Origin of the sequence: Amycolatopsis sp. MEPSY49 (assembly GCF_051337345.1) — a bacterium.
Lineage (GTDB): Bacteria > Actinomycetota > Actinomycetes > Mycobacteriales > Pseudonocardiaceae > Amycolatopsis.
This window is the reverse complement of record NZ_JBDLYJ010000003.1, coordinates 554,213-567,704: the sequence shown is the minus strand read 5'-3', so window position 1 is coordinate 567,704 and position 13,492 is coordinate 554,213. Positions and strand designations below refer to the sequence as shown.

Genomic DNA, 13,492 nt, shown 5'->3' with positions numbered 1-13,492 from the left:
CAGCGCCCTCGCCCTTGTGGTCTTTCGTGCGGTCCACCGAGGGCGCGGGCATCACGACCTGCCTAGCTCCCGGTGGATGAAGTCGAAAATTTCGTCGTCCGTCGCGGCTTCGAGCTGCTGGGCGACCCGCGGCCGGCCGTCGGACGCCCGTGCTTCCCCCAGCTTGTCCAGCATGGTCCGAAGGCGGCTGGTGATTTGACCAAAGGCGGCATCCTCTGGGGAAACCCCTGAAACCAGCGCTTCGATCCGGTCGAGCTCGGTCAGCACCGAGACTTCTTCGCCGACCAGCGCCGCGCGCAGGAAGCCGGCCAGCGCCGACGGCGTCGGGTGGTCGAAGACGAGGGTGGCGGGCAGCTTCAGCCCGGTCGCCGCGCGCAGGCGGTTGCGCAGCTCCACCCCGGTCAGGGAGTCGAAGCCGAGTTCCTTGAACGGCCGCTGCGCGTCGATCTCGCCGGCGCCCGCGTGCCCGAGGACGCGGGCGATGGCATCCCGGACGTGGTCGAGGACCACGCGCTCCTGCTCGACCGGCGGCAGGCCGGTCAGCCGTCCCGTGAACGACTCCGGCGTCGCCTCCGGTTCGGCCCGCTGGGCTTCGAGGGCCCGGCGGACCGCGGGCAGGTCGTCGAGCAGCGGCCGCGGCCGTGCGGCGGTGAACCCGCGCACGAACCGGTCCCAGTCGACGTCGGCGACGGTGAGCACGGTTTCGTCGCGGTCGAGCGCCTGTCCCAGCGCGAGCAGCGCCCGCTCCGGGGGCATCGCGCCGACGCCACGGCGGCGCAGGTGCTCCTCGGCGTCGTGGTCGCCCGCCATGCCCGCGCCCTGCCAGGCGCCCCACGCGACCGAGGTCGCGGTGAGCCCGCGGTCCCGGCGGCGCTGGGCGAGCGCGTCGAGGAAGGCGTTGCCCGCCGCGTAGGCGCCCTGGCCGCCGCTGCCCCAGACGCCGGCGTTGGAGGAGAACAGGACGAACGCGTCGACGTCGTCGAGGAGTTCGTCGAGGTGGGTGGCGCCGTCGACCTTGGCCCTGACCACCTCCGAGAACTCGGCCGGTTCGGTGTCGTCGAGCGCGGTGCCCTGGACGATCCCGGCCGCGTGGAACACCGCCCGCACGGGCGTGCCCGCTTCGGCCAGGCCGTCGAGCAGCCTCTTTACGGCCGCGCGGTCGGCGACGTCGCAGGCGGCGATCGTCGTTTCGGCGCCGAGCGCGGCCAGTTCGTCGCGGAGTTCGGCCGCGCCGGGCGCCGCTTCGCCGCGGCGGCTGGTGAGCACCAGCCGATCGGCGCCCCGGCCGGCGAGCCAGCGGGCGACGTGCGCGCCGACCCCGCCGGTGCCGCCGGTGATCAGCACGGTGCCGGCCGGCCGCCAGTCGCGGGCCGGGGCGCCGTCGCCGAGCGGGGCCGGTACCAGGCGGCGCGTGAGCACCCCGGACGCCCGGATCGCGACCTGGTCCTCGTCGCCCGCCGCGGCGAGGATCCCGGCCAGCCGCCGCCGGTCGCGCTCGTCCGCGGTCTCGGGCAGGTCGACCAGGCCGCCCCAGCGGTCGGCGTGTTCCAGGCCGACGACCCGGCCGAGGCCCCAGACCTGGGCCTGTCCGGCGTCGGTGACCGTGTCGCCTCGGCCGGTGGCGACCGCGCCCGCCGTGGCGAGCCACAGCGGGGCGGTGATCCCGGCGTCACCGAGTGCCTGGGTCAGGAGCAGCGTGTTCGCGACGCCGCGCTGCCCGGCCGGGTCGAGCGCCAGCAGCGAGAGCACGCCGTCCACCCGAGCGAGATCGACCAGGCGCTTGCCGAGCGTGGCGCGGTCCGTGTCGCCGACGGTCACCCGGACCGCGGTCTCGAAGATCAGCGGCGCCGCGTCGAGCCAGGGGTGCTCGCCACCTTCCGGCGTGACGACCAGCCACGCACCGGTGAGGGGCCGTTCGGTTGTCTCAAGGGGTTTCCAGGCGATCCGGTAGCGCCAGCTGTCTACTGTGGACTGCTCGACGCGGGTGCGCCGCCAGGACGCGAGCGCGGGCAGGACGTCGCCGAGCGGTTCCGGTGCGATCGCGAGGGTGCCGGCGAGCGACGTCACGTCCTCGCGGTCCACCGCCGCCCAGAACTGCTCGTCGAGCGGGTTCCCGGCCGGCGTCGTGGGCTGCGCGGGCTTCGGCCAGTAGCGCCGGTGCTGGAACGGGTAGGTGGGCAGGCTGACGGTGGGCGTCCGCGGGACGAACACCGGCCAGTCGACGGCGTGCCCCTGCGTCCACAGCTCGGCGACCGAGGTCAGGAAGCGGCGCGGGTCGCCTTCGCCGCGGCGCAGCGTCCCGACGACCACGCCGGGCGTGTCGTCGAGAGTTTCCTGGATCGCGCTCAGCAGCACCGGGTGGGCGCTGACCTCGACGAAGAACCGGTGTCCGCGCTCGATGAGCGTCCGGGTCGTGTCGAGGAAGCGGACCGGCTCGCGCAGGTTCCGGTACCAGTAGTCCCCGTCGAGGGTGGCGGGGTCGACCGGTTCGGCGGTCACCGCGGAGTAGAACGGGATGTCGCCGGTGCGCGGCCGGACGCCCGTCAGGACCTCCCGGAGTGCGTCGCGGATGCCTTCGACGTAGACCGAGTGGGAGGCGTAGTCGACCGGGATGCGCCGGGCCCGGATGTCGTTTTCCGCGCAGTGGGCGATCAATTCGTCCAATGCGGCCGGGTCGCCGCAGACCACCGTCGACGTCGGGCTGTTGTAGGCCGCGATCGCGACTCCGTCGGACAGCACGTCCGCGACGCGGCCGGCGTCGAGGGCGACCGAGGCCATGCCGCCGTGGCCCGCGAGCCCGGCGGCGATCGCCTTGCTGCGCAGCGCGACGACCTTCGCGCCGTCCTCGAGGGACAGTCCACCCGCGACGACCGCGGCCGCGATTTCGCCCTGCGAGTGTCCGGCGACGGCGTCGGGTTCGACGCCGGCCGAGCGCCACAGCGCGGCCAGCGACACCATCACGGCCCAGGACGCGGGTTGCACGACGTCGACCCGTTCGAGGGCCGCCGCGTCGCTCAGGACGTCGGTCAGGGACCAGTCCACGTGCGGTTCCAGTGCGGCGGCGCATTCGGCGAGCCGGGCGGCGAAGACGGGCTCGTCGAGCAGGCCGACGGCCATGCCCGCCCACTGCGCGCCCTGGCCGGGGAAGACGAACACCGTCTCGCCCGCGGCTCCGGCGGTGCCGGTGACCACGGCCGACCCGGGCGCGTCGTTGGCCAGCTCTCTCAGCCCATCGCGGTGATCGCCGAGGACGACCGCACGGTGCTCGAACTGGGACCGGGTGCTCACCAGCGACCATGCGATCTCGGCCTCGTCCGCGGATACCTCGGCCAGGGCGGCCGCCCGGTCCCGAACCGCGGCTGCCGACCGACCCGACAGCACCCACGGCACCAAGCGCCCCAAGGTGGCCTTGGTTGCGTCAGACGCACCCAAGGCGGCCTTCGGTGCGTCTGACGCACCCAAGGCCGCCTTGGGGCGCTCTGGTGACTGCTCGACGATGACGTGCGCGTTCGTGCCGCTGACCCCGAACGACGAGATCCCGGCACGGCGCGGACCTTCGCGCTCCGGCCACGGGCGTGACTCCGTCAGCAGGGACACCGCGCCGCTGTTCCAGTCGACGTGCCGGGACGGCTCGCCGACGTGCAGCGTCGCCGGCAGCACGCCGTGGCGCAGGGCCAGCACCATCTTGATCACGCCGGCGACCCCCGCCGCGGCCTGCGTGTGCCCGACGTTGGACTTGATCGAACCCAGCCACAACGGCTGTTCGCGGTCCCGGCCGTAGGTCGCGAGCAGCGCCTGCGCCTCGATCGGGTCACCCAGGGTCGTGCCGGTGCCGTGTGCCTCGACGGCGTCCACATCGGACGGTTCCAGTCCCGCGTTCGCCAGCGCCGCGCGGATGACCCGCTGCTGCGACGGCCCGTTCGGCGCGGTGAGGCCGTTGGACGCGCCGTCCTGGTTGACTGCCGATCCCCGGACGACCGCCAGCACCGGGTGGCCGTGGCGGCGCGCGTCGGAGAGCCGTTCGACGAGCACGACGCCGACACCCTCACCCCAGCCGGTGCCGTCGGCCTCGTCGGCGAAGGCCTTGCACCGGCCGTCCGGCGCCAGGCCGCGCTGACGGCTGAACTCGACGAACAGGCCGGGCGTGGACATGATGGTCACGCCGCCGGCCAGTGCCAGCGAGCATTCGCCCGCCCGCAGCGACTGGGCGGCCAGGTGCAACGCGACCAACGAAGACGAGCAAGCCGTGTCGACCGTCATCGCCGGGCCTTCCAGGCCGAGCTCGTAGGCGATCCGTCCGGAAAGGACACTGCCCGCGCTGCCGGTGGCGAGATAGCCGTCGACGCTCTCTTCACCGAAGTGCAGGGCCGCGGTGTAGTCCTGCCCGTTGGTCCCGGCGAACACTCCGACGGGCGCGCCGCGCACCGACAACGGATCGATGCCCGCCTGCTCCAGGGCCTCCCAGGACGCCTCCAGCAGGAGCCGTTGCTGCGGGTCCATGGCCAGCGCTTCACGGGGTGAGATCCCGAAGAACTCGGCGTCGAACTGGTCGGCGCCCGCCAGGAACCCGCCTTCGCGGACATACGTCGTCCCGGCGTGGTCGGGGTCGGGGTCGTAGAGCGCGGCGGTGTCCCAGCCGCGGTCGGCCGGGAACTCCGTCACGGCGTCGCGGCCCTCGGCGAGCAGAGCCCAGAGTTCGTCGGGGTTGCGCACCCCGCCCGGGAAGCGGCAGCTCATCCCGACGATGGCGATCGGCTCGTCGGTGTTCCGGGCCACCGCCGCCGGTGTTTCGCCGACCGCGCCCAGCAGTTCCGCGCGGAGGTACGCCGCCAGCGCGGTCGCGGTCGGGTAGTCGAACGCGAGCGTCGCCGGGAGCCGCAGCCCGGTGGCCGTGTCGAGGCGGTTGCGCAGCTCGACCGCGGTCAGCGAGTCGAACCCCAGTTCCTTGAAGGTCCGGCCGGCCGGGACGTCGTCGGCCGAGCGGTGGCCGAGCGCGAACGCCACCTGCTCGCGCACGACCTTCAGCAGCAGCTTCTCCGCGTCCGCCGTGGTGGCGAGCTTGTCCTTCAGCGAATCCGTGGCCGCCGCGGGCCGGACTTCGGGCAGGCCGGCGAGCAGCGGGCTCGGGCGGTGCGCGGTGAGCGCGGCCGCGAACCGGTCCCAGTCGACGTCGGCGACGGTGACGGCCGTGCCGCCGCTCTCGACCGCGGCCCGCAGCGCCGCGATCGCCCGCTCGGGCCGCAGCGGGACGAGCCCGGTGCGGCCGAGGTGCTCCTCGGCGGCCGTCGCCGTGGCCATCCCGCCGTCGGCCCACGGTCCCCAGGCGATCGACGTCGCCACCAGCCCCTGGGCCCGGCGCTGCTCGGCGAGCGCGTCGAGGAAGGCGTTGGCGGCCGCGTAGTTGCCCTGCCCCGCCGCGCCGAAGGTGCCCGCGCAGGAGGAGAACAGGACGAACGCGTCCAGGGGGTGCCCGGCGGTCAGGTCGTGCAGGTTCCGGCCCGCGACCGCCTTGGCGTCGACGACTTCGGCGAGCCGCGCCGGAGTAAGGGCTTCGAGCACGCCGTCAGCCAGCACCCCGGCGGTGTGCACGACGGCGGTCAGCTCGCCGACGGTGTCCAGGGTCGCGGCGAGCGCCGCGCGGTCGGTGACGTCGCAGGCCAGAACGTCGACCCGGGCGCCGAGCGCGGTCAGCTCTTCGCGCAGGCCGGCCGCGCCGGGAGCGTCCGGACCGCGGCGGCTGGTCAGGACGAGGTGCTCGGCACCGGCGCCGGCCAGCCAGCGGGCGACGTGCCGGCCGAGGGCGCCGGTGCCGCCGGTGACCAGGACGGTGCCGCGCGGCTGCCACGACGTCACCGGATGGGCCGTGCGACGGGTGAGCCGCCGGGCCAGCACCGTGGATCCGCGGAGGGCGACTTCGTCTTCGCCGGTCGCGCCGCTGAGGATCGCGCGGAGGTGGGCGAGCACGGTGTCGTCGACGTCGGCGGGCAAGTCGACAAGACCGCCCCAGCGGTGCGGGTGCTCCAGCGCGACGGTGCGCCCGAGCCCCCAGACCATTGCCTGCGCCGGATCCGGCACGTCCCCCTCGGCCGCGGCGACCGCGCCGCGGGTGACGCACCACAGCGGTGCGTCGATCCCGGCGTCCCCGAGGGCTTGGACCAGCGCGAGCTGACCTTGTACGTCCAAAGTAGACACCACACCGGCGAGGTCTCGGTCGCGCAGCAACCCGGCGAGATCGTCGCCGGGGTCGACTTCGAGGACGTCGTCGAGGAGGCGCGGGTCCGTTCCGGCCGGGACCACCGCGAGCCAGTTTCCGGGCAGTGTGGTCTCGCCGGGGTCGGCGACGGCCTGCCAGCTGACTTCGTACTCCCCGACCGGGGACGGCTGTTTCGTCGATCGGTTCTCCAGCCAGAAGCGCGTGCGCTGGAACGGGTAGGTCGGCAGGGTGACGGCGCGGGCGACGTACCCAGGGTGTGCCGCGCGAAGAACCGCGCCCCAGTCCACGGTGTGGCCGCGGGTGTGCGCGTCGGCCAGCGCGGTGAGCAGGCTGCGGTACTCGTCGCGGTCCTTGCGCAGCACGGGCACCGACGGGAAGGCGGCCAGCGCCGAGAGCACGCCGTCCGGGCCGAGTTCGAGCGCCCGTGTGACGCCGAGTCCGGCGAGGGTGTCGGTGGCGTCGGCGAACCGGACGGTTTCGCGGACCTGGCGCACCCAGTAGTCCGGGCTCAGTATTTCGTCCCCGGCGAGGCGACCGGACACTGTGGAGACGAGCGGGATCTTCGGCGCGGTGTAGGTGAGTCCACCTGCTACGCGCGCGAACTCCGCCAGCATCGGGTCCATCGCCGCCGAGTGGAACGCGTGCGAGACGGTCAGCCGGCGGACCTTGCGGCCCAAGCCCGCGAAGTGCCGTTCGACCGCGTCGACGGCACCTGACACCACCACGGCCTCGGGACCATTCACCGCGGCCAGGCTCACGCCGTCGCCCAGTACGGCGGTGACCTCGTCCTCGGTGGCCTGCACGGCCAGCATCGCGCCTCCGCCCTTGCCCCCGCCGCCACCCTCAACGGAGTCGCTTCGCGACGCTGTGTCTTTCCCAGGCAGCGCCTGCATGAGGCCCGCTCGCGCGGCCACCAGCCGGCACGCGTCTTCGAGGGACAGCACGCCGGCGACGTGCGCCGCGGCCAGCTCGCCGATCGAGTGCCCGGCCACGTGGTCCGGGAGCACACCCCAGGACTCGAGCAGCCGGAACAACGCCACCTCGACCGCGAACAACGCGGGCTGGGTGTATCCGGTCCGGTCGAGAAGTTCCGCATCACCGAAGACGACTTCGCGCAGCGGACGGTCCAGCTCGGTGTCGAGGTGCACGCACACCGCGTCGAAGGCCTCGGCGAACACCGGGAACCGCTCGTACAGCTGCGCGCCCATTCCGATCCGCTGCGAACCCTGGCCGGAGAACAGGAAGGCCGTCTTACCCGGCTCGGCCGAGACGATCGGCGTTGCACCGAGGTCCTCCCCGATCACGACGGTCCGGTATTCGAACGTCGAACGCGCGGCGAGCGCGAACGCGATGTCCAGGGGGTCGCCGTCGACGGTCGCGAGCCCGCGCACCGCGTCGCGGACGGCCTGTTCGGTCCGTCCCGAAAGGACCCACGGCACCGGTCCGGGTTCGGATGCGCTGTGGACAGCGGGAACCGCGGGCGGCTCCTCGATGATGACGTGGGCGTTGGTGCCGCTGACCCCGAACGAGGACACGCCGGCGCGGCGCGGCCGGTCGCCGGACGGCCACGGCCGGGCCTCGGTCAGCAGCCGGACCTCGCCCGTCGTCCAGTCCACGCGGGTCGACGGCCGGTCGACGTGCAGCGTCTTCGGCAGCGTCCCCTCGCGCATCGAGAGGACCATCTTGAGCACGCCCACGACACCGGACGCCGCCTGCGTGTGCCCCACGTTCGACTTCACCGAGCCGAGCCACAGCGGCTGCTCGCGGTCCCGGCCGTAGGTTTCCAGCAGCGCCTGGGCCTCGATCGGGTCGCCCAGGCTCGTTCCGGTCCCGTGCGCCTCGACGGCGTCCACATCGGACGGCGCGAGGCCCGCGTTCGCCAGTGCCGCGCGGATCACGCGTTGCTGGGACGGGCCGTTCGGGGCGCTCAGGCCGTTGGACGCGCCGTCCTGGTTCATCGCCGAACCGCGCAGCAGCGCCAGGACCGGGTGGCCGAGCCGCTGCGCGTCCGAGAGGCGCTCGACCAGCACCAGCGCGACGCCCTCGCCCCAGCCGGTGCCGTCGGCCGCGTCGGCGAAGGCCTTGCACCGGCCGTCGCCGGCCAGGCCGCCCTGCCTGCCGAACTCCTGGAACGCGCCCGGCGTCGCCATCACCGTGACACCACCCGCGATCGCCATCGACGACTCGCCGGAGCGGACCGACTGCGCGGCCAGGTGCAGCGCCACCAGCGACGACGAACAAGCCGTGTCGACGGTGACCGCCGGGCCTTCGAGACCGAGCACATAGGACACCCGGCCGGACACGACGGCACCGGCGTTCCCGGTGAGAAGGTGCCCTTCGACCTCTTCGGGCGCTTCGGTCTGGCCGGTCGCGTAGCCCTGGGTGCCGCAGCCGACGAACACCCCGGCGGCGCTGCCGCGCAGCGAGCGCGGGTCGATGCCGGCGCGTTCGAAGACCTCCCAGGCGCTTTCCAGCAGCAGCCGCTGCTGCGGGTCCATGGCCAGGGCTTCCCGGGGTGAGATGCCGAAGAAGGCGGCGTCGAACTCGTCGGCGTCGTGGACGAACCCGCCCACCCCTTCGACGTCCCAGCCCCGGTTGACCGGGAACGGGGTCAGGCCTTCGGCGCCCGCCGCGACCAGGTTCCACAGGTCGTCGGGCGACCGGACGTCCCCGGGCAGGCGGCAGGCCATCGACACGATGGCGATCGGGTCGTCGGTGTCCACCCGGGACACGAGCCGCTCGGCCGCCACGGGGCCGGCGTCGATCAGCTCGTGCCCCAGCCGCGCGGCGAGGCGCCGCGGGTCCGGGTGGTCGAAGAGCACGACGGCGGGCAGCTTGAGCCCGGTCGCCGCGACGAGCCGGTTGCGCACCTCCAGCGCGATCAGCGAGTCGACGCCCAGGTCGCGGAAGGCCCGGTCGGGCTCGACCGAGCCGGGGCCGGGATAGCCCAGCACGGCGGCCGTCTCGGCGCGGACGAGGTCGAGCAGCGCCTCGGCCCGCGCGGACTCGCTCAGCCCGGAAAGGTACTGCTGAGCAGGGGAATCCGGGGTCGCGGTCTCCTCGAGGATCCGACGGACCTCGGGCAGTTCGTCGAGCAGCGGCCGCGGGCGGGCGGCGGTGAAGGCGGGGGCGAACCGTGCCCAGTCCATGTCCGCGACGGACAGGAAGGTCTCGTCGGCTTCGAGGGCCTGCCGCAGCACCGTAAGGGCGAGCGCGGGGTCCATCGCGCGGACACCGCGGCGGCGCAGCTGTTCGCCCGAAGCGTCGCCGGTCATGCCCGGCCCGGCCCACGCGCCCCACGCCACGGACGTCGCGGGCAGGCCGCGGTCGCGGCGGTGCTGCGCGAGGGCGTCGAGGTGGGCGTTGGCCGCGGCGTACGCGGCTTGGCCACCGCCGCCCCAGACCCCGGCGTTGGAGGAGAACAGCACGAACGCGTCGACGTCTTCGAGGAGTTCGTCGAGGTTCCGCGCGCCGTCGACCTTCGCGCGCAGCGTCTCGGCGAGTTCGGCCCGGCCAAGGTCGGCCAGCGCGGCCGAGCGGCCCACCCCGGCGGCGTGCACGACGACACGGGGTTCGACGTCGGCCAGCAGGGCGGCCAGGGCGTCGCGATCGGCGACGTCGCAGGCGGCGATGGTCACCTCGGCGCCGAGCGCGGTCAGCTCTTCGCGCAGCTCGGCGGCGCCGTCCGCGTCGAGTCCTCGGCGGCTGGTCAGGACGAGGTGGCCGGCGCCGGCCGCGGCCAGCCAGCGGGCGACGTGCGCGCCGAGCGCGCCGGTGCCGCCGGTGACCAGCGCGGTCCCACTGGTCCGCCACTCCCCTCGCGGCGGGCCGGCCGGGGCGGGGACGAGGCGGCGGGCCAGCACTCCGGCCGCGCGGATCGCGACCTGGTCTTCTTTCGCGTCGGCGAGGACCCGGGCCAGGCGGCCGAGCGCGCGGTCGTCGAGGGTTTCGGGCAGGTCGACGAGGCCGCCCCAGCGGTCCGGGTGCTCCAGCGCCACGACCCGGCCCAGGCCCCAGACCTGCGCCTGGTCCGGGCTGGTCAGCCGGTCGGAGCGGCCGGTGGAGACGGCGCCGCGGGTCAGCAGCCACAGCGGCGCGGTCACCGTCCGAGCCAGCTCGATGGTGGCGTAGAGGCCGTCGTCGGCGAAGGCGAGCAACGACAGGACGCCGGTGATGCCTTCGGTGGGCAGCTCCGGGAGCGGGGCGCCGGGCTCGACGGTCAGCAGAACCGGCTCGGCGCCGTGCGCGGCCAGGCCGTCGACGAGATCGCCGGCCGGGTGCCCGGCGGGGGCGACGACCAGCCAGCGGCCGGTGAGGTCCGCTTCGGGCGGAGTCGTGGGCCGCCAGGCGATCCGGTACCGCCAGTTGTCCACAACGGACTGTTCGTGACGGCGCTTGCGGTACTGGACGAGGGCAGGCAGGACTTCGGTGAGCGTCGCCGCGTCGACGTCGAGGGAGCCGGCGAGGACTTCGGCATTCCCACTGTCCACAGCGGACCAGAAGTCACCGTCGGCCGCGGCCGCCTTTTGGGCCGGAGTGAGCCAGTAGCGTTCGCGCTGGAACGGGTAGGTGGGCAAGTCGACCGGCCGTGCGCCGGGGAAGAGTCCTTTCCAGTCGACGACGGCGCCGCGCGTCCACAGTTCGGCCAGTGACGTCAGGAAGCGCGACAGGCCGCCGTCGCCCCGGCGCAGCGACCCGGCGACGACGGGCTCGTCCAGGGTGTCCTGGACGGCCGCGGCGAGCACGGGATGGGCGCTGACCTCGACGAACGTCGTGTAGCCGGCCTCGGCGAGGCCACGCACGGCCGTGTCGAACAAGACGGTCTGGCGCAGGTTCCGGTACCAGTAACCGGCGTCCATGGGGCCGGCCCAGTCGCCGAGCACCGAGGAGTAGACCGGGATCGCGGCTTCACGCGGGGTGATCGGGGCGAGTGCCGCCAGGAGGTCGTCCTCGATGGCCTCGACGTGCGCGGAGTGTGACGCGTAGTCGACCGGGATGCGGCGGGCGCGGATGCCTTCGGCCACGCAGGCTTCGACGAGTTGGTCGAGAGCCTCCGGTTCGCCGGACAGCACGACCGAGCCCGGGCTGTTTACCGCCGCTACGCTGATCCGGCCGTCCAGCCACGTGGCGATCTCGGCCTCGGGCAACGCGACCGACGCCATTCCGCCCTTGCCCGCCAGCTTCTCGGCGATGAGCTTGCTTCTGAGCGTGACTACGCGGGCGCCGTCCTCCAGGGACAGTGCGCCCGCGACGACGGCGGCGGCGATCTCGCCCTGGGAGTGCCCGACGACCGCGCCGGGCCGGACTCCTGCCGACTGCCAGAGCGCGGCGAGCGAAACCATCACGGCCCAAGAGGCCGGTTGCACGACGTCGACCCGTTCCAAGGCCTCGGCGTCGCCCAAGACGTCGGTCAGCTTCCAGTCCACATAGGACTTGAGCGCCGTCTCGCACTCGGCGAGCCGCGCGGCGAAGACCGGAGACTGCTCTAGGAGGTCGACGGCCATCCCGGCCCATTGGGCGCCCTGTCCGGGGAAGACGAAGGCGGTCTTGCCCGGCGGTGTCGCGACGCCCCGGACCACCTCGGCCGACGGTGTCGCGTCCGCGAGCGCGTCCAGGCCGTGGATCAGGTCTTCGAGGGTGTCGCCGACCACGGCGGCGCGGTGTTCCCACGCGGTGCGGGTAGCCAGTGTCAGGCCGACGTCGTGCGGCTCGTCTCTCACGGTCTTGCGCAGCAGATCGGCCTGGGCGCGCAGGGCATCGGCGGTGCGGGCGGACAGCAACCACGTCGTCGGGCCTTGCGGCGCTTCGGCTCGCCCGGGCGCGGGCTCGGCTGCTTCCAGGACGACGTGGGCGTTGGTGCCGCCGACGCCGAACGACGAGACGCCGGCCCGCCGGGGCCCATCGGTCTCGGGCCAGGCGGTGTGCTCGGTGAGGAGCTCGATCGAACCGCGCGTCCAGTCGACCTGCGTGGACGGTTCGGTGACGTGCAGGGTGCGCGGCAGCTCGCCGTGGCGCAGGGCGAGGATCATCTTCATGACCCCGGCCACGCCGGCGGCGGCCTGGGTGTGCCCGATGTTGGACTTGACGGACCCGAGGCGGAGGGGGTGCTCGCGGTCCCGGCCGTAGGTGGCCAGGAGGGCTTGCGCCTCGATCGGGTCGCCGAGCGTGGTGCCGGTGCCGTGCGCTTCGACGGCGTCCACTTCGGACGGTTTGAGGCCCGCGTTGGCCAGCGCCGCGCGGATGACGCGTTGCTGGGACAGGCCGTTGGGGGCGGTGAGGCCGTTGGAGGCGCCGTCGGAGTTGACGGCGGACCCGCGCAGGACGGCGAGCACCGGGTGGCCGTTCCGGCGCGCGTCGGAAAGCCGTTCGACGAGCAGCAGGCCGGCGCCCTCGCCCCAGCCGGTGCCGTCGGCGGTGTCGGCGAACGACCGGCACCGGCCGGACGCGGAAACCCCGCCCTGGCTGGTGAATTCGACGAAGACGGCGGGCGTCGCCATGACGGTGACGCCGCCGGCGAGCGCCATCGAGCACTCCCCCGCGCGCAGGGCCTGCACGGCGAGGTGCAGCGCGACGAGCGACGACGAGCAGGCGGTGTCGACGGTGACGGTGGGGCCTTCGAGGCCGAAGGTGTAGGCGAGCCGGCCGGAGGCGACGGAGACGGCGCTGCCGGTGAGCAGGTGGCCGCGGACCTCGTCGGGAAGGGCGTCGAGGTCGGTGGAGCCATAGGCCTGGTTGCTGCAGCCGATGAAGACGCCGGTGTCGCTGGCTTTCAGGGTGTCTCGGTCCAGCCCGGCGCGTTCGAAGGTTTCCCAGGCGACTTCGAGCAGCAGACGTTGCTGCGGGTCCATGGCGAGCGCTTCGCGGGGCGAGATGCCGAAGAAGCCGGGGTCGAAGTCGGCGGCGTGGTCGAGGAAGCCGCCCTCGGCGGTGTTGCTGCCGGCGAGTTCCTCGGCGGTCCAGTCGCGGTCGGCGGGGAAGCCGCCGATGGCGTCGGTGCCGCTCTTCAGGAGGTCCCAGAGCTGGTCGGGATCGGCGACCCCGCCCGGGAAGCGGCACCCCATGGCGACGACGGCGACGGGTTCGGTGGCGGCTTTGGTGAGCCGGTCGTTTTGGTCGCGCAGCCGCTTGTTGTCCCGCAAGGACGCCCGGAGCGCTTCGACGACCTTGTCCTTGTCGTTGCCCTTGTCCGCAGACAGTGCCACCAGGTACCTCCGGGTTCACGGCGTGGTCGCCTCGAGTGAACCGCATGCGGGACCCGCAAATCCCTAAAGTTGGCGG

At 73.7% G+C, this 13,492-nt stretch carries 1 protein-coding gene; it reads right to left on the bottom strand.

All coding sequences use genetic code 11. The features are described from left to right. Positions 1-51: 51 nt before the first annotated feature. On the bottom strand, positions 52-13,416 hold the full coding sequence (locus ABFJ78_RS17100) for a type I polyketide synthase (protein WP_436387327.1): 13,365 nt from the start codon (positions 13,414-13,416) through the stop codon (positions 52-54). Positions 13,417-13,492 lie beyond the last annotated feature (76 nt).